This window comes from Candidatus Flexicrinis affinis, from assembly GCA_016716525.1.
In the GTDB taxonomy this organism is placed as follows: Bacteria; Chloroflexota; Anaerolineae; order Aggregatilineales; family Phototrophicaceae; genus Flexicrinis; species Flexicrinis affinis.
Genome location: JADJWE010000001.1, coordinates 93,744 through 117,839 on the forward strand (window position 1 = coordinate 93,744; position 24,096 = coordinate 117,839).

Annotated in this window: 17 protein-coding genes; 11 read left to right on the plus strand and 6 right to left on the minus strand. The window is 60.4% G+C overall.

Annotation, left to right across the window (positions count from 1 at the left end; translation table 11 throughout):
- Nucleotides 1-10 precede the first annotated feature (10 nt).
- The 5 genes from IPM16_00330 to IPM16_00350 all read right to left on the minus strand — a co-directional run bounded on the left by IPM16_00330 (nt 11) and on the right by IPM16_00350 (nt 7,410).
- Nucleotides 11-1,810, minus strand: coding sequence for a sulfatase (locus tag IPM16_00330; protein ID MBK9121553.1), 1,800 nt, complete (start codon nt 1,808-1,810; stop codon nt 11-13).
- A gap of 84 nt (nt 1,811-1,894) precedes the next feature.
- The gene (locus IPM16_00335) at nt 1,895-3,568 is read right to left on the minus strand and encodes an ABC transporter substrate-binding protein (protein ID MBK9121554.1); all 1,674 of its coding nucleotides are present in this window, start codon (nt 3,566-3,568) and stop codon (nt 1,895-1,897) included.
- A gap of 82 nt (nt 3,569-3,650) precedes the next feature.
- Nucleotides 3,651-4,460 (minus strand): ABC transporter ATP-binding protein, encoded by an 810-nt coding sequence (locus IPM16_00340; GenBank protein ID MBK9121555.1) that lies wholly within the window; start codon nt 4,458-4,460, stop codon nt 3,651-3,653.
- The gene (locus IPM16_00345) at nt 4,450-6,411 is read right to left on the minus strand and encodes a dipeptide/oligopeptide/nickel ABC transporter permease/ATP-binding protein (protein ID MBK9121556.1); all 1,962 of its coding nucleotides are present in this window, start codon (nt 6,409-6,411) and stop codon (nt 4,450-4,452) included. The genes IPM16_00340 and IPM16_00345 overlap by 11 nt, the downstream gene beginning before the upstream one ends.
- 18 nt (nt 6,412-6,429) lie before the next feature.
- Entirely contained in the window at nt 6,430-7,410 is a 981-nt protein-coding gene (locus IPM16_00350) for an ABC transporter permease (GenBank protein ID MBK9121557.1), read from the minus strand.
- A 187-nt stretch (nt 7,411-7,597) separates the two neighbouring features.
- Between IPM16_00350 and IPM16_00355 the strand changes: the two genes are divergently transcribed.
- Nucleotides 7,598-8,374, plus strand: a complete 777-nt coding sequence (locus IPM16_00355; protein ID MBK9121558.1) for a FadR family transcriptional regulator — start codon at nt 7,598-7,600, stop codon at nt 8,372-8,374.
- A gap of 74 nt (nt 8,375-8,448) precedes the next feature.
- The gene (locus IPM16_00360) at nt 8,449-9,765 is read left to right on the plus strand and encodes an anaerobic sulfatase maturase (protein ID MBK9121559.1); all 1,317 of its coding nucleotides are present in this window, start codon (nt 8,449-8,451) and stop codon (nt 9,763-9,765) included.
- A gap of 2 nt (nt 9,766-9,767) precedes the next feature.
- Here the strand turns inward: IPM16_00360 and IPM16_00365 are convergent, their stop codons facing one another.
- Complete coding sequence (locus IPM16_00365) at nt 9,768-10,193, minus strand: hypothetical protein (GenBank protein MBK9121560.1); 426 nt, start codon at nt 10,191-10,193, stop codon at nt 9,768-9,770.
- Nucleotides 10,194-10,328: 135 nt separating this feature from the next.
- Between IPM16_00365 and IPM16_00370 the strand changes: the two genes are divergently transcribed.
- The 9 genes from IPM16_00370 to IPM16_00410 all read left to right on the plus strand — a co-directional run bounded on the left by IPM16_00370 (nt 10,329) and on the right by IPM16_00410 (nt 23,996).
- A complete protein-coding gene (locus IPM16_00370) occupies nt 10,329-11,339 on the plus strand; it encodes a LacI family DNA-binding transcriptional regulator (GenBank protein ID MBK9121561.1) in 1,011 nt (336 codons plus the stop codon).
- Nucleotides 11,340-11,645: 306 nt separating this feature from the next.
- Nucleotides 11,646-12,947 (plus strand): extracellular solute-binding protein, encoded by a 1,302-nt coding sequence (locus IPM16_00375; GenBank protein MBK9121562.1) that lies wholly within the window; start codon nt 11,646-11,648, stop codon nt 12,945-12,947.
- A gap of 96 nt (nt 12,948-13,043) precedes the next feature.
- The gene (locus IPM16_00380; GenBank protein ID MBK9121563.1) at nt 13,044-13,964 is read left to right on the plus strand and encodes a sugar ABC transporter permease; all 921 of its coding nucleotides are present in this window, start codon (nt 13,044-13,046) and stop codon (nt 13,962-13,964) included.
- Nucleotides 13,961-14,842 carry a carbohydrate ABC transporter permease gene (locus IPM16_00385; protein ID MBK9121564.1) on the plus strand — a complete coding sequence of 294 codons (882 nt, stop codon included), beginning with the start codon at nt 13,961-13,963 and terminating at the stop codon, nt 14,840-14,842. Before IPM16_00380 ends, IPM16_00385 begins: the two co-directional genes overlap by 4 nt.
- Before the next feature lie 5 nt (nt 14,843-14,847).
- The gene (locus IPM16_00390) at nt 14,848-18,309 is read left to right on the plus strand and encodes a hypothetical protein (protein MBK9121565.1); all 3,462 of its coding nucleotides are present in this window, start codon (nt 14,848-14,850) and stop codon (nt 18,307-18,309) included.
- A gap of 13 nt (nt 18,310-18,322) precedes the next feature.
- Nucleotides 18,323-19,132 (plus strand): SDR family oxidoreductase, encoded by an 810-nt coding sequence (locus IPM16_00395; GenBank protein ID MBK9121566.1) that lies wholly within the window; start codon nt 18,323-18,325, stop codon nt 19,130-19,132.
- A gap of 145 nt (nt 19,133-19,277) precedes the next feature.
- On the plus strand, nt 19,278-20,480 hold the full coding sequence (locus IPM16_00400; protein ID MBK9121567.1) for a starvation-sensing protein RspA: 1,203 nt from the start codon (nt 19,278-19,280) through the stop codon (nt 20,478-20,480).
- A gap of 45 nt (nt 20,481-20,525) precedes the next feature.
- A complete protein-coding gene (locus tag IPM16_00405; protein MBK9121568.1) occupies nt 20,526-22,445 on the plus strand; it encodes a glycoside hydrolase family 3 C-terminal domain-containing protein in 1,920 nt (639 codons plus the stop codon).
- Between the two features lie 621 nt (nt 22,446-23,066).
- On the plus strand, nt 23,067-23,996 hold the full coding sequence (locus tag IPM16_00410; GenBank protein ID MBK9121569.1) for a glycoside hydrolase family 16 protein: 930 nt from the start codon (nt 23,067-23,069) through the stop codon (nt 23,994-23,996).
- Nucleotides 23,997-24,096: the final 100 nt, after the last annotated feature.

The following is a 24,096-nucleotide window of genomic DNA, read 5'->3' on the forward strand; positions in this document are numbered from 1 at the left end:
CAGGACGACCTCAACGCTTATCGTTGGCGGAGAGCTGGAGCTCGTCCAAGTCACGAGCGACCGCCTGCATCGTTTCCGCTGTCAAGAGCTGCGGCGCAAACAAGCGCATCAACCCCAGAGTCATCCGCTTCATTTGCGGATAGTTCGGCATGTCCCGCAAGTTCGGAAAATGCCGACCCATGACCGCTCCGGTGCGATCGTCGCTGTAGAGCTTCTCAATCGCCGTGTGCAGCAAACGGGGATTATGGTTCATGGCCGGGAAACGAACCGCCATGAACTCCGGTTCCATCGCCTTGAGCGCTTGCGCCCGCTGCTTTTCCAGCAGCAGGTGAGTGTGGTCCACCTGCCCGTCGGGCGGAAGTCCGAGCCGTTCATACTGTTCCGGCGGGGCGTCGTTGGCCCGCATCGCTGCGACAAGATGCGCGACCCACTGCCGTTCGGCCGCTTCGTTGGACAGCGGGTTGTTCTGATTGGGATCGGCTTGCAGATCGAACAGCAGCGTGCCAAATCGGTGCGCTTGACTACCGCGCGCCGGGATCCTCATCAGCCGGCATCCTTGCGTAAACGTGAACGGTTCCACAAGCTCAATGTGCTGTAGTTCCTGCACGCTGAACATCTCACGCATGTGTGTGGGCATGAGCGTGTATTCGTACAGCGGCGTATTGGCTTCCGTGGCCGGCGCGCGCATGTAGACGAACCGCCCATCGGTGATGCTCACATGACCGCCGTGGATGCCAAACAGCGCCGTATCGCGGATGGGCGAGTCGACTTCGATCACCGGTTGTAGTGGTCGCCCCTGCATGGATGGCGGGAGGTCTTGGCCGAAGAATTCCAGCAGGGTCGCCGGCAGGTCGATGGTCTGCACAAGACTCTGGCGCCGTTCGCCTTGTTTGCGGCTGCGCGGATCCCAGATGAACAGCGGGGTGTGAATCAACTCCTCGTACCACGGCTGAATCGTCTTTGCCCACCAGTCATGCTCCCCGAGCATGTAGCCGTGATCGGTGTTGACGATGAGCAGGGTGTCATCCCACAGGCCATACTCGTCCATCGCGTCCAGCACGCGGCCCAAGTAGGCGTCGCACATGCTGACCAGCGCCGCGTACTCGTAGCGGACATGCGCGATCTGCTCGGGCGTTTCGGTGACGCGAGCGTAATCGGGCCAGTCGAAGTCCGGCCCGTCATAGGCGTGCGGATACAGGTCTTTGTAAGCCTGCTGTGTGAAGAACGGTTCGTGCGGATCGAACGTTTCAATTTGCAGGAACCAGTTGTCTTCCGCATGATTGGTCGCGATGAACTCCAGCCCGGCCTTGAACGTTACGGCCTGCGGTTGATCGGCTTCGGTGGGCTGATGCTGACGGTTGATGATGTCCTGACGGTACATCCCGATTTGCATCTTCTTTAGGTTATCCCGATAGACCGGGTCGGCGACCTGACCCTTCCACGCGTCGCCTTCTTGCCCGCGCGAGAATTCCCACGAGTTGTAGCGAGTGTGGTAAGTGCAGCCACCGTCCTCGAAGTAGTGCTGATGGTCGGTGGCGAGGTGCGTGTAGATTCCGTTCTTGCTGAGGATCTCGGGCATCGAGACGTCGAACGGCTCCATCGGCCCCCAACTGCGGTGCAGGAAGTTGTAGCGCCCGGTGTGCAGCTCGCGCCGCGCAGGCATGCACGGCATGCTGCCCGCATAGCTGCGGTCGAACGTGACCGATCGTTCCGCAAGGCGCTGGAAGTTCGGGGCATGTACCCACTCACAGCCATACGCTGGCAGCATATGGCGGTTGAGCGAGTCGAACATAACCATTATGGCTTTCATGGACACACTCTGACTGTGATTGGCAGCACCGGTAGTGAAGATAGGGAGACCGCTTGAAGCGATCTCCCTTTCACGCAGAACCGTCTACTTCTGATACAGCTCGTTGAGGACGATCAATCGTGTCTGCATGGTGTTGTTCCGCGTGACGGCACCCGTCGCATAGTAGTTGTCCTCAGTCGGGAAACCGGCGATGTCGGTGTCGTTCCAGTTGTACCACATCGGCCCGTCCCACATCGGGATGGCGACCGCGTTTTCGACATAGATCGTCTGAAGCTCGTCGATGATGGCGGCCTGCACATCCGTGTCCGTGGTCTGCGTAAACTGCTCCAGCAGTTCGTCGCTGCGTGCGCTGGTCCAACGCGGCCATGCCGAACTCGTCACGCCTTCAGCGTCGATCAGCGGGCTGTACAGCATGTCGCGGTAGAACGTCCACGGAGTGACACCTGCCGTAGCAAACCACATCGCAAGGTCGAATTCGCCGGTGCGCATCGCTGTCACTGCTGCGCCGAAGTCCAGTGTGGTTTGGCTGATGTTGAGGCCGGCATCCTGGAACGCCTGCGCCATGATCTGCGTGCTGGCGACCCACGCGGTAAAGCCGTTTACCGCCTGCAGACTGAGCTGTAGCGGCGAGCCGTCGGGGTGGTCGCGGAAGCCATCGCCATTGGCGTCGACGTAGCCCAATTCATCGAGCAGAGCCGTACCGCGCTCGAAGTCGTAGCTGGCGAAGCCGGTCTGCTCGGCGAGCGCGAGCGCCTCTTCGTTGATAACATCACCCTGCGTGAAGGAGAAACCGGTCGCGCTGCTCCGCTGCGTCGCGCCCTCCATGCCGACATCTACGACGAAGTCGTAATCGATCAGCATACTGACGGCGATCCGGAACTGCGGGTCGTCCAACGGCGCCTTGGTCGTGTTCAGCACGAGGTACTGTGTCGCCCCGCCCGTCCAGTAGTAGTAGTGATGATTCTCCGGGTTCGCGTTGGCGAAGCTGGCTTCGTCCGGGAAGTTGATGCCGGCCCACTCGACACTGCCGTCGAGCAGCGCCAGCGCGATCGCCTGATTGCCGTTCAGCGCCGGGAAGTTGACGCAATCCAGATACGGCCGGCCTTCTTGCCAGTAGTTCGGATTACGGCACAGCGTGAACTCCTGATCTTGGAAGTTGGCCACTTCCGTGAACGGGCCGGTGCCCACCGGGGTCTCGACGACGTATTCCGCCGGCTTTTCGACGGACGACCAGATGTGTTCTGGCACGGTATTCATGGCGCTGAGGAGCGTGTGCGCCAGCGTGTTCACGCCCTTCAAACCGAACGTCACCGTGTAGTCGTCGACCTTTTCGACGCTTGCAGCGACTGTCCCGATGTTGAACGAGACGGCATCCATCGGCGGGTTGTCGAGCAGCATTTGCGCCGTGAACACGACATCGTCGGCCGTGAAGGCCTCGCCGTCGCTCCACAGCACACCCTCCCGCAGCGCGAAGGTCAGCGACTGCAGGTCGTCGGAATACGTGTAGCCGGTGGCCAGCCAATAGTTCGGTGTGCTGTAGTCGACCGGGTTCCACACAATCAGCGGTTCGTAAATCAAGTCTCTCGCATCAAATTCGCCAGCCTTGAACGGGCTGAAGTTGCGCGTCCAGACGTTGCTGCCAGCCTGTAAACCGATAGTGATTGAGCCGCCCTGAGCCGGCACGTCTTGCGCTACCACGCTCAAGCTGGTGAATAGCAGCATGAGAACAATCACACTTGCCAATAACTTACGCGACATCGTGTTCCTCCTTGAATTGCCTCAACTTATCGCTCATCCCGGGTCGCGCCCACGCGGTGGCCTGACCCGTACGTGCCAAAACCTAGAAGACCCGCGATGGATCGGCGATCGACGACAGCAGCAGACGAGTATAGTCGTCCTGCGGATTCTCGATCACCTCGCCGCTGGCGCCGCGCTCGACGATCTTGCCCTTGTGCATGATCAGGATTTCGTCCGAGAAGTAGCGGGCGCTGGAAAGGTCGTGGGTGACGAACAGAAATGCGATGTTTTCTTCATCGCGCAGCTTCGCCATCAGATTGAGGATGCTGATGCGGATGGAAACATCCAACATCGACACCGGCTCATCGGCGAGAATGACTCGTGGCTCGATCGCGAGCGCCCGCGCAATGGCGACGCGCTGACGCTGCCCGCCGCTCAACTGATGCGGATACTTCTTAGCGAACTCGTCGACCGGCGTGAGCGAGACGCGCTCCAGCAGCTCTCCGATCCGCAGCCTTTCGTCCCGCATGTTCTTGACCTTGCCGTGCAAGCGCAGCGGGCGTCGCAGGTGATAGTCGACCTTCTGCGTAGAGTTCAATGAGCCAAACGGGTCCTGAAAGATCATCTGGACCTTGCTGCGGTAGTCGAAGATGTCGCGGTGTCCACGCCCGGCTGTAACGTCCTTGCCCTCGTATAGAATCGAACCAGAGGTGGGGTTGTACAGCTTCGCCAGCATGCGGATCATGGTGCTCTTGCCGCTGCCGCTTTGACCGACCAACGCGACGGCATGGCGGGGGCGCAGCGCGAGCGAAACATTGTCGACCGCGATCACTTCTTTGCGGTTGAACACGCCGCCGGTATGGAACACTTTCCGCAGGCTGACCGCCTCGAGAATGGATTCGTTACTGGTCATCTTGCGGCTCTTTCAGCGAACTCGCCGGCAAGCTGTGCTCTTCCAGCAGGTGGCACCGGGCGAAACGGTCATCAGCAGAGACGATGGGCGGCGCGGCAACATCGCACAGCCCGGCAACTGCGACATCGCAGCGCGGGTGGAAGCGGCATCCGGTCGGGGGTGTCCGCAGATCGGGCGGCGTTCCTTCGATGCCGTACCGGCCCGTGCGGTCGTCATGGATCGACGGGAACGCATTCATCAAGCGGCGCGTGTAAGGGTGCTGAGGGTTGGTATAGAGTAACTTTGCCGGCGCGACCTCGACCAATTCCCCTGCATACATGATGCCGATACGGTCGGAGAACTCGATCAACAGCGACAAGTCGTGGGTGATGAAGAGGATCGAAAACCCGAATTCGCGCTGAAGGACCTTCACGCGCTGCAAGATTTGCCGCTCGACGATCACGTCAAGTGCGGTGGTAGGCTCATCCATGATCAGGAGCTTCGGGTTGAGCGCAAGCGCGATGGCAATCACGACCCGCTGACGCATTCCGCCGCTCAACTGGTGAGGATAGCTGTCGATCAGGTCGGGGTCTAGCTCCACCATCTCGAGGAGCTCGCGGCCGCGTTTGAGCGCCGCCTTGCGGTCCATGCCCCGATGCGCTTGGATGACGTCGACGAACTGCTCGCCGACCGTGATGACGGGGTTGAGGGAGTTCATCGCGCTTTGGAACACGATCGAAACAGCGTCCCAACGGAACTTGTTGAGATGCCTGTCGGGGATCGCCAGCACGTCCTGCCCGTCGACGAAGATTCTTCCTCCGGAGATGATAGCTGGCGGAAAGTGCAGGCGGGAGATCGCGTAGGCGACGGTCGACTTTCCGCATCCGCTTTCACCGGCAAGGCCGAACACCTCGTTTGGACGAATGTCGAACGAGACGTTGTCCGCGGCGCGAACAGGGCCGGACACCGTCCAATAATCCACGTTGAGGCCGTGGATATGGACCAGACTATCGTTGTCCGATGGCTTGGCCTCGCTCCCGTTCTTTTCGGGTGCCTTCACCGCATCTTTGGGTATGCGGATCCGCCGCAGGCGCGGGTTTGTGATTTCGTCAATCGAGTAGTTAATGAGCGTGAGCGCGAGGCCAACCGTCGCGATCGCCAAACCGGGCGGCACAAACGTCCACCAACGACCGGAGATCAGCGCGGTGTTGTTCTGCGCCCAATACAGGATCGTGCCCCAACTGACCACCGCTGGATCGCCCAAGCCGATGAACTCAAGCGCCGCCTGCGACAGAATCGCGAAGATCACCGCGCCAATCCAAGCGGCGACGACCAGCGAGATCATGCTCGGCAGCATCTCGAAAAAGACGATCCGCCAAACCGGCTCGCCGATCAGACGCGCAGAGGTAACGTGCTCGCTGTTGCGGAGCGCCAGCGCCTGCGCTCTAAGAACGCGCGCGCCGAATGCCCAACCGGTCGCCGCCAGCACCAGAATGATCGTGATGGGACCGGTGTTCCGCGCCCAGCTCGCGATCACGATGATCAGAGGCAATTGTGGGATGACCAGCACCACGTTCACGATCATCGAGACGACGTTGTCGATGCGCCCGCCGATCAGACCGCTCGTGATGCCAATCGTCATTGCGATCAGGACGACCAGCGTGCCTGTGGCAAATCCGACGGTCAATGAAATCCGTGTCCCGAAGACCATCTGCGAGAAAACGTCCTGCCCGAGCGACGTGGTCCCTAGCACGTGGTCACTGCTCGGCGGAAGGTCGCGGCGCGCCACGATGCGATCCGGTTGGTAGGGGGCGATCTGGGGCGCGAAGATTGCGATGAGCACGAGCGCGAGCAGGATAATCAGCCCGACCATCGCGCGCGGATTGCTCAATAGGGTGGCGACCCAATCCGGCAGCGACGCCCATAGTCGGGCCGCGCGCTTTGTGGGTGTCGTGGGTTGAGTCAAGGTCATTCTGACAGGAACCGTACTCTATGAACGGGTGCGTGGGTCGAGCAGGATATACAACGAATCGGCGATGAAATTGGCGAGCAGTACCATGATGGTCAAGATCAGGAAAATGCCTTGCATGACCGGATAGTCGCGCGTGTTGACCGCGTTGAGCAGCGTAAGGCCAACACCGGGGTAGGAGAAGACGACCTCCGTCAGAAGCGACCCGCCCAACAAGAAGCCGAGCGCGAGCGCGAAGCCCGTCAAGCTTGGCAAGATCGCATTACGTGCTGCGTACTGGTATTTGACTCGGCGATCGGGCAGCCCTTTCGCGATCGCCATGGTGATGTAATCCTGCGCGATGACCGCCACCATGTTGTTGCGCATGCCCATCATCCAACTGCGGAATCCGGCAATCAGCAGCGTCAGGACCGGGAGCGCGAGGTGATACACGACTCCCATGACGTAGTTCGGGTTCGACCAGTCGGCCGGGATTCCGCTGGCCTCGGCCCGTCCGAGCGGGAACCAACCGAGCTGCAGCGCGAACACGTACAACGCAATCAGAGCGACCCAGAAGTACGGGATTGCCCCCATGATGGCGCCGAACGGCAGCACGTAGGTGTCTACGAATCCACCGCGCTTCCATGCCGCCTGGATGCCGAGTAGCACGCCCACACTGAAGGTGAGGACGAGCGCTGTGCCGGTCATTAAGAGCGTCCAGCGCAGTGCGACTCCGAGGATGTCGACGACCTTCGTGGGATAACGCGACACTGAGACGCCGAAATTGCCTTGCAGGATGTTCGAGACGTAAGTGACGAACTGCTCGGGAAGCGGCGCATCGATGAAGCCAAATGCTTCGCGCAGTTGATCGATGGCTTCCGGCGTGAGCGAAGATGTGTCAAACCCGGCGAGCATCACGTCGACCGGGTCGCCGGCCATCATGCGTGGCAGGAAGAAATTGATGATGATGGCAAGCAGCGCCGCAATCAAGTAAAAACCCAGACGCCGCAGAAGATAGTTCATTTGTTGTAAACCGGGCTACAATATACTTCTTGATAAATCATACTTATCCTCCAAGTCGGTTGTCAAGAAATTGGCGTGGTTGCTTTCTGGCGATTCGTTTTGAGCTTGCGATGTGTTGTATGATGGTTGTGTATGTCGGTTGCGGGTGTGAATGTTGGCATAAAAATCATACAAATAGAGGCTGATCATGCGTAGTCGTTTGAACTTGCGCCAGCGAATTCTGTACGATCTCGGCGAGAAGATTGTGCTGGGCCATTACTTGCCGGGGAATGTGCTTCCACGTGAGAACGATCTGGCCGATCATTACGACGTCAGCCGGACGGTCATCCGCGAAGCCGTCAAAGGGCTGGCCGCGCGCGGGCTGTTGTCGTCCCGCCGCAATGTCGGCGCGACCGTCAACCCACGCAGTGAGTGGCAGTGGATCGACGGCGACGTGATCGCATGGGCGTTGTCCAATAAGCAGAACCGCGCGGATGTCCTTCTGTACTTGTATGAAGCGTTCGCAGTCATCAATCCTGCGGTGATCGAGAACGTTGCCCTCAATGCGACCCCGGAGGAACACAAGCAGGTTTGGGCCGCGTTCAGGCAGCTTGAGGCAAGTCAGCAGGGCGACATCGAGGACTGGGACCGCGCGATCGGCGAGTGGTACATCGTCCTGCACAGGATATGCCGCAGTCCGATCCTCCAGAGCATCGCGATGCGTGTGAACGAGATCTTCCGGTCCAACCTGCACGATCTTACGGCGACGCGGCTCGCACTTAGTTCTCCCCACGTCAACCTTCCGTGGACGCACAGTTCTGCCGAGGCGCTCCAGCATCACCGGCAGATTTGCCAGTGTATCGAACTCCAAGACAGCGACATGGCGTTCATCATCGCGCGCAGGTTGTTCCGGGCCGTGCTGTACAACGTGCGCATCCTCTGCAGCGATCCGCAGGTTCGTAAACTGATCGAGACGGCGCTGTGATCGACGATATGCGATACTCGGCTTACGCTGATCGTTTGGCGAACTGCTGACGGGTTGATGGCAATGGGAGCGACATGACCGACTTCTCACCCTCTGTCCCCGCCTTCCATGTAATGACCAAGCCGCGTGGGGCGATCTGCAACCTCGATTGCAAGTACTGCTACTTTCTCAGCAAGGAACGCCTGTATCCCGACAGTGATTTCCGCATGAGCGAAACGCTGCTCGAGGAATACACCCGCCAACTCATCGAGGCGCATAGAGTGCCTGAGGTGACGTTTGCATGGCAAGGTGGCGAGCCGACACTGATGGGACTGGACTTCTATCGGCAGGCGGTCGCCTACCAGCAAAAGCACAAGCGTCCCGGAATGCGCATCTTCAACGCCCTGCAAACCAACGCCGTGACGTTGAACGACGACTGGTGCCGCTTTTTCGCTGAGAACAACTTCCTGATCGGCGCGAGCCTCGACGGGCCGCAGGCGCTGCACGACGCGTATCGGGTCGACAAGGGCGGCGCGCCCACGTTTGACCGCGTGATGCGCGGCATCCGTCTGCTTCAGCAGCATCGCGTCGAGTTCAATATATTGACGACCGTGCACGCGGCCAATGCCGATCACCCGCTGGAGATCTATCGTTTTCTCCGTGACGAGGTCGGGACGTCGTTCATCCAGTTCATCCCAATTGTGGAACGCGACAACGCGACAGGGTTTCAGGAGGGCAATCAGGTCACCGACCGTTCGGTCAGCGCGGAGCAGTACGGCAGGTTCTTGATCCGCATCTTTGATGAATGGGTGCGGCGCGATGTCGGACGCGTCTACGTGCAGATCTTCGACGTGGCGCTGGCGGGGTGGTCAGGGCATAGCCCCGGCCTATGCATCTTCGAGGAGACGTGCGGCACGGCGCTGGCGATGGAGCACAATGGCGATGTGTACTCGTGCGATCACTTTGTCGAGCCGATGCATTTGGTCGGCAACATCGTCGATATTCCGCTCAGCGAGATCGTCACCAGCGACAAGCAGCGCGCGTTCGGCCTCGCCAAGCGCGATAGCTTGCCGCAGTACTGCCGCGAGTGCGACGTGCGGTTCATCTGTAACGGTGGGTGCCCAAAAGACCGCTTCATCCGGACGCCGGATGGCGAAGATGGGCTGAATTACCTGTGCGCGGGGTTCAAGGCGTTCTTCACGCACATCGACCGCCCGATGCGCTTTATGGCGAACGAGTTGGCGCACCGCCGTCCGCCTGCCAACGTGATGCTGTACATGCAGCAAGAAGGCGAGAAGCTTCAGGCCGCTTTCGCGCGGGCCGGGCGCAACGATCCGTGCCCGTGCGGCAGTGGGTTGAAATTCAAGAAGTGTCACGGCCGCCGTCTTCCGGATCGACAGGCCGTGCGCTGATCTCATCGCCAGAGCTGGGCCGTCAGCTCCCGGACCCTTGCGCGATGGGCTGCACTGAGGGGAATTGTTGGTGAGTTTGCGGCCTGTGTGTCTCGATTCTCGACAATCAGGACGGTGGCGTCGTGGGACAGCGTGTGCGTGTGCCACGCGCCTTTCTTGACGTTGTAGGCGAGCTTCGGCTCCATGTCCACTGCGTTGACCGCCGTGACGCCGTCTGCCCCTTCGCCGATAAACAGGATGCAGTGGCCCTCAAGCAAGACGAACACCTCGTCGGTTTCGTCGTGACGTTGCATCGTACTGATCGCATCAGGTTCAAGCTCGGGGTGATAGCGCAGAATAGCCACGCGCCATGCCCCATAGTCGACGATCGGCCGGTAACCCTCTCCGGTGTATTGCTGCACATCCAACAAGCTGTGATGAATGGACATTGCCGGTAATCCTTCAGTGCGAAAGCGCAAAGGCGAACGGTGCTGTTTCTAGGTGGTCGAGTCGGAAATTTGACAAACTCCAGAAATCGATTCTATACTGTGAGAAACATTTGAGAGCGCTCTCAAAACTATACCGTGAAAAAGCAAACGCGCAAACTAACTCTTGAGGATATCGGCAAACAGGTCGGCGTTTCACGCGCCACCGTGTCGCGCGTCATCAATAATTATCCGCACATCACACCAGATGTTCGAGAGCGCGTACAACAGGTTATCCGCGAGACCGGGTTTCGCCCAAACAAGATTGCGCGATCGCTCGCGTCTGATCGATCCGGCGTGATCGGGTTGGTCATTCCCCATGTGGCCAGCACCATTCTGACCAACCCCTACTTCCTGTACCTCATCAACAGCATAACCAGCGCGACGAACCGAAACGATCTCACGCTCGCGCTCTTCCTCTTCCACTCCATCGACGAAGAACAGCGCATCGCAAAGTCGATTTTCAACGCGGACCTTGTGGATGGGGTGATCGTTACGGCGGACCGGCGCGAAGAATCATTTGTCGAGCAGCTTGTGGAACATGGCGTACCGCTGGTGTTCATCGGCAAGCCTGAGCCGGGCGTGCACGTGCCGTTCGTCAATGTGGATAACGAAGCGGGGGCGATGCTGGCGACGGACCATCTCATCAAGCGCAGTCGGCGCCGCGTTGCCGCAGTCACCGCGCGTTACAACACAGCGGGCGATGACCGCTATCTCGGGTACCTGAATGCGCTCAAGGCGAATGGCATCCCGTACGACGAGCGCCTTGTCGCTGAAGGCGATTTTACGCAGGAGAGCGGCTACCGGGCCATGAAGGCGCTCTTGAAGGAGTCCCCCGATGCGGTCTTCGTTTCGTCGGACATCATGGCGCTCGGTGCGCAGCGGGCGATCCGTGAGGCCGGGTTGCGCATCCCCGAGGACATCGCCGTGGTCGGTTTCGACGATCTGCCGCAAGCCAGCCACGCGGAACCGCCATTGACCACCGTGCACCAGCCGATCGCCGAGTTAGGGCCGATCGCCGTCGAGATGTTAATGCATGCAATTGCGAAGCCGCATGATGCGCTCGCGTCGCGCGTGCTCCCCGTAGAACTGGTGGTTCGGGAGAGCTAACGCGGTGACCGTGTTTTTTTCGGAGGTTTTGAGAGCGCTTTCAAAGCGGACAAATGCAGTGAAAGCGATATCGAGGCGGCGCGCTTCAGCTGACTAGCAGGTTGTATCAAGATGAGCTGGAGACACATCACCTACGTTTTTTCGGCGTTTTTGAGAGCGCTTTCAAGCTCGACCTCAGGCAGCACCATTGCCGGTCGATAACCCCAACGCGAAGGAGACGTTCAAAAGGAGTGCTATGGGAAAAGTCGTCACCATCACATGGTTCACCACCACGGCAAGGCAGAATGAGTTTGAATGGAGAAACAAATGAACAAGCTACGTCCGATCGCCTTCATCGTAGCACTGAGCCTGATCCTCGTGCTCGGTGTGCAGGTCGCCGCCCAAGACGCGGTCACGCTTCGCGTCCTCGTGCATCAGAACCCGCCGATGGTGGAGTTCATGGAGCAGTTCAACACGGCATTCACCGAGAAGTACCCGAACATCACGATCGACATGGCAGTCGTGAACGCCAACGATCTCGCGACCGTGACCCAGACGCGCCTGTCTGCTGGTGACATCGACGTCATCGACATCTTCGGGTTTTCCAACAGCGTTCAGCCCTACATGAGCGGCGCGACGCCGCCCAACTGGCAGGTGATGATCGAAGCAGGGTTGCTGCTCGATCTGACCGGCCAGCCGTTCGTTGAGAACTACGATCCGGTCGCGATCCGCGATTCCGGCATGTATGGCGACTCGGTCTACGCCATCAACCTTGGCCGCGTGGTCTACAGCGGTATCTACTACAACAAGGACATGTTCGCTGAGTTCGGCGTCGAGATTCCGACCACATGGGACGAACTTGTTGCAGCGTGCGAAGTCTTCACGAGTGAAGGCATCGGCTGTATGACGGCTGGCGGCGCCGATGGTTGGCCGATCTTCGTCGGCGCATACGGTCTGCTGGGTTCACTGTTCCCGGATCAGGCCGCGTATGTCGAAGGGCTGTGGACCGGCGATATCAAGTTCAACGACGAGCAGTCGTTGGTCATGTGGGAACGCATGAAGGTCTATGCGCAGAACATGATGGAACGCGGCGCGAGCGGCATCCCCGGTGACGCTGCCCCCGGTCGCTTCGCGTCGGGCGCCGTTGCGATGTTCCCCGGTGGTTCGTGGTACGCCTCGGCGATTGACGCGGCCGAGCCTGATTTCGAGTGGGGATACATCCCCTTCCCGGGCAGTGACGACCCCGAAGCCAACGCAGGCTGGTTTGGCAAGTACGATCAGGGCTGGGCGATCGCGGCCGGCTCGCCGAACGTCGAAGCCTCACTCCTCTACCTGTCGGAGTTCTCCGAGCCGGAGAATTATCAGGCGTTTGCCAATGCCGTTGGATTTATTCCGACGCAGCCGACGGCCACGCTCGATACCCAGATCGGTCAGGAAATCGCCGTCTATCTGGACAACTTCCGCGTGGGATACGAGCAGTACTGGGTGGCACCGACCGGTACCGGCCAGTGGGCATCCCCGTTTGCGTCGTTCTTCGCCCCGTTCAATGAATGGGACGACGCCGCTGAGTTGGCGGATCGGGCGCAGGCTGACCTGCAGTCCGGCCTCGACGAAGTTGCCGGCGACTAACGCCTAAGTTAACCGCTGCGCTGAGTAACCACCCGCCGCTATGGAGGGTGGTTACTCAGCCTCTCACAGCACAGTAGCTCGAGGAGGGCGCACGCCATGGTGTATCCATTCGGCAAAGGTTGGCAGAGGTGGACTCCCTACCTTCTTATCGTACCGGGGCTGTTCTTCTACTTTTTGGTCGCGCTGGGACCTTCGCTTGCAACCGCGGTGTATTCGTTCACGGACGCACGAGGTGTTGCAGGCGCACCGATCAACTGGGTCGGCTGGGAGAACTACCGCGAATTCTTGTTCGCCGGCCAAGCGGCCCGTGACAACATCGATGCGCTGGGGCGTACACTGGTCTTTTGTGCCGTCGTCTCAAGCGTTCAGTTTGGGTTGGGATTGCTGGTGGCGGTGCTCTTGTCGCAAGGGCTGCCGGGGACTCGATTCTTTCGAACACTGTTCTTTATGCCCGTCATCCTTGGCGTGGTCATTCAGGGCTTGATCTGGACGTTGTTCCTCTATCCCCTAGGAGGGCCGGCATCCCGGATAGTGGAGGCGCTCGGCGGCTACTCCGAATTCCTAGGAGGGCAGAGCGCATTCTGGTGGGTGATCGTCGTCCAGATTTGGGCGAACATGGGCATCACCATGATCATCTTCATCGCCGGGCTGCAAACGATCCCGACCGATCTCTATGAGGCGGCACAAGTCGACGGCGCAACGCGCTGGCAAAGCTTCCGGCACATCACATGGCCGCTGCTGACGCCCAGCGTCAACACCAACCTCATCCTCAACATCATCGGTTCCCTGCAAGCGTGGCAGTTGTTCCTCGTGCTCATCGGGTATCGACAGGGTACGCAGGTTCTGGGCTACGTCATCTACGCACAAGGCTTCGGGCAGACGTCCGGCAGCGTTACGAATGCATTTCGTCAGGGATATGCCGCCGCGGCATCGATCGTGTTGTTCTTGCTGGTGCTTGTGATCGGCATGACGACGCAATACGTGCTGCGCCGCAGAGAGGCACGGTTACTCGGATGAACACCACAGCAGTAGTTCAGGAAGACGGCTTGCTGAAGCTCGACACCCCGCAGCCACCCCGGAAGCGGCGCTTCTCGCTGGGGACGCTTGGCTCGTATGCGATCCTGCTGGTTCTCGCGGCGGCCTATCTAGGCCCGTTGGCGATGCTGGTCAATACGTCGTTTATGACCCAGCGCGAGTTCAACCGCAATGCTACGGCGCTGCCGGCGACCATCCAGCTCGAGAACTATGCCGAAGCATGGGAGAGGGCCAACTTCACGCAGTACCTAGCAAACACGGTGCTGTATGCAGCGACTGCAACGGCCGTGTACGTCATCACGGCGGTGTTTCTCGCCTTTCCGATTGCGCGCGGTTATATCCGGGGAGGCAATGCGATCTTCTTGTTGTTCGTGATCGCTCTGTTCTTGCCTCCGGCGCTGATCCCACAGTTCCAGTTGATCTTAAATCTGGGGCTGTATAACACGCGCACGGGCTACATCATGCTGCTGGTGACCAACCCGGTCGGAATCATCATCTTGGTCAACTACCTGAAGTCCCTGCCGCGAGAACTGGACGAAGCGGCGGCCATGGACGGGTGCGGCTACCTGCGGTTCTTGATGACGATCGTGTTCCCGCTGGCTCGGCCGGTCATCGCAACTGTTATCGTGCTGCACGCGATCGGCATCTGGAACGAGCTGATCCTCGCTACAATCTACCTCACCAACCAAGACTTCTATCCGATCACGCGTGGCATGATCGTGTTTCAAGGGGTCTACGGATTTAACTGGCCGGTCCTCGCTGCTGGTGTCGTGCTGATGGCCATTCCTATGGTCATCCTGTTCTTGATCCTGCAGCGATACATCATCTCCGGGTTAACGCAAGGCGCCGTAAAGGAATAAAGCTCATGGCAAACAGCGATCATCGTCAGGTCCATCACCGTGATCGTTCCGAGGGCGTAACAGGGTCGTTGGTCACACTGAATGGTGAGACCTACTACCGTATCGGCAGCTACGACCACATGGCACCGTTCTTTATCACCGTGGTGAGCAGTGCCGATCATTGGCTGTTTGTCTCGACGACCGGCGGTCTAACCGCCGGTCGTGTCAACGCCAATCGGGCGTTGTTTCCGTATTACACGGAGGACCGCATCGCGGAGAACGCCGACAACACCGGCAGCCGCACGATCATCCGTGTCGATCCGGACGGCAAGAACGCTCTGTGGGAGCCGTTCATCCAGCGTCGTTACAGCCCGTACGCGCTGACGCGCTCCCTGTACAAGAATGTCCGGGGAACGGCGCTGATCTTCGAGGAGGTCAACGCCGACCTCGGGCTCGCCTTCCGTTACGCATGGCGCACAAGCGCGCGATTTGGCATCGTCAAGACCGCTTGGCTTGTCAACGACCGAGACGCGTCTGTTGCCGTCACGATCACCGACGGCCTGCAGAACATCCTGCCGGCGCAAGTCACGGCAGCGAGCCAGAACGAATTCAGCGTGCTGTTGGATGCGTACAAACGCAGCGAGTTGGACGCCGCCACAGGACTGGGCCTGTTCTCGCTCAGTTCCCGCCTGACCGACTTGGCCGAGCCGAGTGAAGCGCTGCGCGCCAACACGGTCTGGCAGGTCGGGCTAGTCCCTGACGCCTATCTGCTGTCCACATCGCAGCTTGATGCGGCGCGAACGGGCCGTGCCGTCCACACTGAGGCCGATATCCGCGGCAAGCGCGGCGCGTACTTCGTCCACTCGTCGTTTGAGATGGCTCCCCGTACCGAGCGCACGTGGCATCTCGTGGCCGAGGTCCATCAAGACGGCGCAATGGTCGCGAATCTGAGCCAGCTACTGCGCGCGAGCGCCGGCGATCTGTGCGATCTCGTGGAACAGGACGTCGCGCAATCCAGCGATCGGCTCGCGCAGATCGTCGCCGGTGCAGACGGGCATCAAGTGTCCGGCGACCCGCTGAGCACCGAACACCACTTCGCAAATGTCCTCTACAACGTGATGCGCGGCGGCACGTTCATCGACCGGTACTGGATCGCCAAGTCCGATCTGATGGCGTTCGTTCGCACGCACGATCACGCGCTGTCCGATCGTGCATCCGGATTCTTCGATGCGCTGCCGGACCGGTTCACCGTGCAGACGCTTCATCAGATCGCAGCGGATCAGCGCGATCCAGACGTCGTTCGGCTGTGCACCAGTTATCTGCCGCTGACTTTTAGCCGCCGGCACGGCGATCCGAGCCGGCCATGGAACCGTTTTGACATTCGCCTGAACAATGCGGACGGATCGCCACAGCTCAGCTACGAAGGCAACTGGCGCGATATCTTCCAGAATTGGGAGGCGCTGGCCTTCGCATACCCCGGATTCGTCGAGTCAATGCTGCACGTGTTCTTGAACGCGACAACGATCGACGGCTACAACCCTTACCGGATCACACGCGATGGCATCGACTGGGAAGTGCCGGAGCCGAACAACGCGTGGGCCAATATCGGCTATTGGAGCGACCATCAGATCATCTATCTGCAGAAGCTGATGGAGGTTTGCGAGCGCTTCTACCCCGGCAAGCTGCGGTCCCTGCTGACGCGCCCGATTTTCGCCACCGCGGACGTGCCGTATCGTATCAAGCCGTACGAGCGGATCGTACAAGATCCGTACGCGACAATCGACTTCGACTGGGACGCGGAACGAGCGATCGAAAAGCGGGTGCGCGAACGCGGCACCGACGGCAAGCTATTGCACAACCAGAACGGTCGAATTGTCCACACGACGTTGGCCGAAAAGCTGCTGAACCTGCTGTTGGCGAAGCTGTCGAACTTTGTGCCGGACGGCGGCATTTGGATGAACACCCAGCGCCCGGAATGGAACGACGCCAACAACGCGCTCGTGGGCAAGGGGCTGTCGGTTGTGACGACCGCCTATTTGCGCCGTTTTGTCGAGTTTTTCAAGCGTCTTGTGGCGGACTCGCATGGACAGTTCGTCGTTACGCGAGAACTGCACGCGCTGTACGCTGCGGTTCGAGATACGTTAGCCGCATACACCTCCACCCCAGACCGGATGACCGACGCGACACGCCGGGCCGTCTTGGATGTGCTGGGGAAGGCGGGCAGCGATTATCGCTGGCACTGCTACACGGACGGTCTCTCCGGCGAAACGGTCGAGGTGGCCGCTGAGGCGCTTATCGCGTTTCTCCGCGCGGTAGAGTCCGCTCTCGATCGGACGATCGCGGCTAACCGGCGTGACGACGCGCTCTATCACGCCTATAACACGCTCCATCTCAGCGAGGGTTCGGCGCGCATCCGGCACTTGTACCCCATGCTCGAGGGGCAAGTTGCCGTGATGTCTTCGGGTGTACTGCCACCGGAAGACGCCGTCGCGCTGCTGCATCAGCTTCGGCGCAGCCCGATGTACCGCGAAGATCAGCACAGCTACATCCTGTATCCCGACCGCGAGCTTCCGGGCTTCATGGCCAAGAATGCGTTCGACGCGGAATCGGTAGCCGGCCTGACGCTGGTTCAGACGTTGATCGACCGGAACGATCCGCGCCTGATCACCCGGGATTCGGCTGGCGCCTATCACTTCGGCGGGGATCTGCGCAACGCCCGCGATTTAGGCACGCTTCTGACCACCCTCGCCGCTGACCCGACCTTGACCACACTGGTGGCCGCGGAGTCTGATCGGATACATGCGTTGTTCGAGCACGTGTTCAATCACGACACATTCACCGGCCGTTCCGGATCGTTTTTCGCCTATGAAGGACTCGGCAGCATCTATTGGCACATGGTCAGCAAACTCCTTCTGGCGGTGCAGGAGAACGTGTTCCGTGCCGCCGAACTGCGCAGCGACGCCTTGCCTGCGCTGATCGACGCTTACTACGACGTTCGGTTAGGTCTCGGCTTCAACAAATCGCCCGATGTGTACGGGGCGTTTCCGCTCGATCCGTATTCGCACACGCCGCGCGATCAAGGCGCCAAACAACCCGGCATGACGGGTGCGGTCAAAGAGGAAATCTTGACGCGTTTGGGCGAGCTGGGGATCGTGGTTGAAGACGGGCAGATCGTGTTCGACCCGGTGCTGCTGCGCGATACCGAACGGCTGCAAGCCCCGTCCGTGCTGCACTATCGGGACGTCACCGACGCCGAACAGCACGCTGAAATCCCCGCCGGGGCGTACGCGTTCACGTTCTGCCGGGTGCCGGTCGTTGTCCAACTTGCCGACCGCCGCAAAATCATCGCTGACTTGGCTGACGGCACGCAAGAAGTCGTAGACGGTCGAACGCTGGGCCCAGCCTTGAGCGCGAGTATCTTCGCGCACGAGGGGCGGGTGCGTAGGCTGACCGTGCTCACAGACGCCGACCTGCCCGCCAATCGATGAAAGCGCACAGTCCATGACACTCGCTGAGGTCTACCAGTCGATTCGCCCGCGATACCCCGAGCTTGCGGGTAAGGTTGCGGTCGTCACCGGGTCAAGCAAAGGGATCGGGAGAGGGATCGCGCTCAGGCTGGCTCGGGAGGGCATGCGTGTCGTGATCCATGGCCAGAGTAGCGATGAGGTCGGGCAGACGGTAGAGGAATTCAATTCGCTCGGGGTCGATGCGGTCGGCGTGTCCTCGGACTTTGCCGACCGTCACGGAGTCGAGCGTCTGTTCGATGCCGTCCGTGCACGTTACGATGAACTGGCGCTGCTTGTGAATAACGCCGCTGACCTGCGCCGTACGGACATCGACACGCTGAGTGTCGAACTGCTGGACTATCAACTCGAGGTCAATGTCCGCGCTCCGCTGTTGTGCAGCATGCAAGCCAGACCCATGCTGGGGCCGGGACAAGCGGGCTCGATCGTCAACATCAGTTCGGTGGGCGGGCAGCGCGCGCACCTTCCCGGCCTGCCGTATGACATGGCCAAGGGCGCGATCGAGTCGATGACTCGGGCGCTGGCCCTCAATCTCGCCAAGGACGGAATACGCGTCAACGCCATTGCGCCCGGCGCGACGCGTGGATGGCGCACCCCGCCACCGGATGACGAGCGGGTGAAGGCGATATGCGCGCGTATCCCCTTGGGCCGGTTCGGCACCGATCTCGATGTCGCCGCGATGGTGGCCTTCTTGGCGTCTGCCGATGCGGATTACATCACGGGACAAGTATTCGCCGTCGACGGAGGCATCTCGGCTCAGTTAAGTCCGCCCGGGCAGCCGATCTAATCGAAACGTTGCACGTCTTGGGGGATGAGTGCTGAGAATTTGCCAGAGCGTATGGCGCGCTGAACTTGGGGAAGTCGAGGTGCAGTCTCGCGGCTTTCGAGTGTTGGCCCAGAAAACTGGATTGACCGACTAAAGGAATACCACCATGTCTGTTGTCACGATTAAAGATGTTCAAGTCATCATGACCCAGCCGCTTACCTCGCGCCTGATTGTCGTCAAAGTCATAACGTCGGAGCCAGGCCTCTACGGCTTAGGTTGCGCAACGTTCACGCAGCGCTTTCACGCGGTGAGGACGGCGCTGGAGCAGCATCTCAAGCCGCTGTTGATCGGGCGTGATGTCAGCCGAATCGAAGACTTGTTTCAGACCATGATGGTCAACAGCTATTGGCGCAACGGCCCGGTCCTCAATAACGCGATCTCCGGCGTGGACATCGCCTTGTGGGACATCAAGGGCAAGATGGCCAATATGCCGGTCTATGAGCTTCTGGGCGGCAAGAGCCGCGAAGCAGCCGCCGTTTACGTCCACGCCAATGCCGAGACGATCCCGCAGGTCATTGAAGCCGCACAGGGTCTGATTGCCGAGGGCTACCGTCACATCCGCATGCAGATGGGCGGCTACGGCGGAAAGCATCAGCAAATGCATCGCCCGGACGGCGCGCTCGATGGCGCCTACTACGACCCGCGCGCTTACGTCCGCAACATGCTGGCGATGCTGACGACGGCACGTGCCGAACTGGGCGACAATATCGAACTGCTGCACGACATTCACGAACGGCTGCACCCGGTTGACGCGATGGCTTTTGCCAAAGCCGTTGAGCCTCTCAATCTGTTCTTCCTCGAAGACGCGCTCGCGCCGGAGGATCTGGACTGGTTCGAGCGCATCCGGCAGCACACGACCACCCGCCTTGCGATGGGCGAACTGTTCGTCCATCCTGTCGAGTGGCGCGTGCTCGTTGAACGCCGGCTCATCGATTTCATCCGCATGCACATCAGCGCGATCGGTGGCCTCACGCCGGCCCGCAACGCGGCAATATTGGCCGGCGCGTTCGGTATTCGGACCGCGTGGCACGGTCCGCCCGATGTCTCGCCGGTCGGTCACGCGGCTAACGTGCATCTCGATGTGTGGGCCCCGAACTTCGGCATACAAGAGTGGTGCCGTTTCCCGGAGCTTGTCTATGAGATATTCCCCGGCACGCCCGAAGTGCGCGACGGCTATATGTATCCCAACGACAAGCCCGGCCTTGGGATCGACATCGATGAAAAGCTGGCCGCCAAGTTCCCGTGTACGGATGAGATCATCACGTGGACTCAGACACGCCTGCCAGATGGCACGGCGGTCCGTCCATAGCCGATCCGATAGATCGTGTTGTCAGTCGAGTTGGGAGTAGCGCCGATGACAGGCCTTCGACGTTTCGTCGTAGTGTTGCTGGGTGTGACCGCCATTCTTGCCGTGCCGCCTGCGCTCGCGCAGGATGCGCCTTATCTCGATCCGACTCTCGATGTCGAGATGCGGGTCGAGGACCTGCTCGGCAGGATGACGTTGGACGAGAAACTCGGCCAGATGACGCTGGTCGAGAAGAACAGCATCACGGAGGAGTCCGTCACCCGCTTCTCCATTGGTGGAATCCTGAGCGGCGGGGGCGGCTATCCGAACCCGAACACACCCGAAGCATGGGCAGACATGGTGGATGGCTTTCAGGCCGCAGCCCTATCCACGCGCCTGCAGATTCCCCTGATCTATGGTGTCGATGCCGTCCACGGACATAACAACCTTAGCGGCGCCACCATCTTCCCGCATAACGTCGGGCTGGGGGCTGCCGACAATCCCGAACTCGTGCGCCAGATCGCGGAAGCCACCGCCCACGAAATGATTGCCACCGGCATCTATTGGAACTATGCGCCGGTCATGGCCGTGCCACAGGACATCCGCTGGGGCCGCACGTATGAAGGCTTCGGCGAGGACACCGCTCTCGTCGACCGCCTCTCGAACGCCTATCTGCTCGGGCTGCAAGGCACACTCGGCGATCCGACGAGCGTTCTGGGAACACCCAAGCACTACGTCGGCGATGGTGGCACGACATGGGGCACGTCCGACAACGGCAGCATCGATCGCGGCGATACCCGCGTTGACGAGGCGACACTGCGCGCCCGGCACTTGGCGCCGTACGTCAACGCCGTCGAGAACGGCGCGCTGAGTATCATGGTCTCGTTTTCCAGTTGGAACGGCACGCCACTGCACGGGCACGACTTCCTCGTCAACGAGGTGCTCAAGGGCGAACTCGGATTCGACGGGTTTGTCGTGTCGGATTGGGGCGGCGTCGATCTGATCGCTGACGACTACTACGATGCCGTCGTGACCTCGGTCAACGCCGGCGTCGACATGAACATGGTTCCATTCAATTATCCGCTCTATCTGGAGGCACTCGCCGCCGGTCTTGAGAACAGTGATATCACGCTCGACAGGATCGATGACGCAGTGCGCCGCATCCTGCGCGCCAAGTTCGCCATGGGCCTGTTCGAGCACCCGTACAGTGACCGGGCACTCATTGACGAGGTGGGATCGGACGCACACCGGGCGTTGGCGCGGCAAGCCGTGAGCGAGTCGCTTGTCCTACTGCGCAACGAGGATCAGGCGCTGCCGATTGGCGCCGATGCGCGCGTGATCTTCGTCGCGGGGCAGGGGGCCGACGACATCGGCATGCAGTCGGGTGGCTGGACGATCGAGTGGCAGGGCACCATCGGGGATAGTACACCCGGCACGACCATTCTGGACGGGATCCGTGCCGCAGTCGCGACGGAGACAGCAGTCCACTACAACCTGTTCGGACGGTTCAACCGCGTTACCGACTCCGAAGGCAACCCGGTAGTCGCCGATGTCGGCGTCGTCGTGATCGGCGAGCTGCCGTATGCGGAGTGGTTCGGCGACGATGCGTTCCTTCGGATCGATCCGGGGGACGCGGCGACAATCGAGCGCGTGCGTGAACGCAGTGAAAAGCTCGTCGTTGTGCTGCTGTCCGGCCGCCCGCTGATCATCTCGGACATCCTGTTCTCCGCCGATGCGTTCGTCGCAGCGTGGCTGCCCGGGACGGAAGGGCAGGGCGTGGCTGACGTGCTGTTCGGCGATCAGCCGTTCACCGGACGGCTGCCTTACACGTGGCCGCGCAGCATCGCGCAGATCCCGTTCGACTTCGAGAACTTGCCGCGAGACGGGTGTGACGCGCCGCTCTTCCCCTTCGGCTACGGTCTGACAGTCGAGGATTCGTCGTCACCGTGGTTGGACTTGGCAGAAGCGTGCTTAACAAGGGGCGACTAAGGACAAAACGACCGAAACGGAAAGTAGGAGTATGTGATGTTGAGTGCAAAGCAGTTCCGAGTCATGTTGGCGTGCGTGTTGGCTGTGCTGTCACTCGCAGGGCTTGTGCAAGCGCAGGAAGCGACGGATGCCGAGCGGCTCGTCTTGGCCGACTTCGAGGACGGCACGTTGTTTCTGGGCAAGGATTCGAACGGGCTGGACATCGGCTTCGTGCCGTGGGGAGATCGGCCGGGAAGCATCGTCCTCGACGTTGTGAGCGCAGAGGGCGACCTCGCGCTGCCGGAACAGGGCGACGCCAGCAGCGTCTTGCAGGTGACGTACGATATCGGTCAATACGGCGGTTTTACTCATGCGCTGACCGATGGCGCTGCATGGACCCCGGCGGACTGGTCGGCGTATTCCACACTGGATTTCTGGCTGTATGGCGCCGGTACAGATGCGCAGATTCAGGTAGAGATCTTTGATAACCGCGCGCCCGGCTCTACGTCAGACTCGGCGGAACGCTGGTACTTCCGCGTGACGGACGACTATACCGGCTGGCAGTTCTTCAGTATTCCGTTCGAATACTTCAACCGCCGCACCGATTGGCAGCCCAGCGGCGCGCCGAGCGACGGCCTCGGCCTGACCGAGGTCCACGGCTATGCGTTCGCGTTCCCCGCCGGCGTTGGAGAACACGTCGCCTATATCGACGATGTGTCGCTCTCGACCGGCGACGGCAATGTCACGCCGGCCGGCGCGGTCGGACAATCCGACGAGGTTGCGGACGCTTCGCCTTCTGTGGAGGTCGACCCGATCGCGCTGCCCGACTACGACCCCGAAGGCGAGTTTGCGCTGGTGTGGAGCGACGAATTCGACGCCGAAGCCGGGACGCCCATTAACACGGTATATTGGACATGCGAGCGCGGCGGACACGGCTGGGGCAACGCCCAACTCGAGCACAATACCGACCGTGTTCAGAATGTGGCACATGATGGCGAAGGTCATCTCGTGATTACGGCCCGCCAAGAGCCGTATATGGGCAACCGTTATACGTCGGCGCGCTGCAACACGATGGATAAGGTCGAGTTCACGTATGGCCGGGTCGAAGCGCGGATGAACCTGCCGGAAGGTCAGGGCATTTGGCCGGCGTTCTGGATGCTCGGGGCGAACTTCCCCGAAATCGGTTGGCCCGCCTCGGGGGAAATCGACATTATGGAGTACGTCGGCAAGGAGCCGCGTTCCGTTCATGGTACCGTCCATGGTCCGGAATATCACGGCTCAGGCGGTTTGGGCATGCGCTACATCTTCCCTGAGCCAGTCGCCGACGACTTCCACGTGTTCGGAATCGAATGGGAACCCGAGATCATCCGCTGGACTGTCGACGGTGAGGTATTCCACACCCTCACGCCCGAGACGCTGTACGGCGGCACGTGGGTCTTCGACCACGACTTCTTCCTGCTGATCAACGTCGCAGTGGGTGGAAACTGGCCCGGGAATCCGGACGATACAACGGAGTTCCCGCAGGAGATGTTGATAGACTGGGTGCGCGTCTACCAGCGGACGACAGAATAGGACGTACACGGCAGACGGACCAGAGACCCGGTGTCGTCTGGTCCGCTGCCTCTTCAACGGCCGCTAGCAATCAGCGAAAGGACTCAGAAGCGATGGGAGA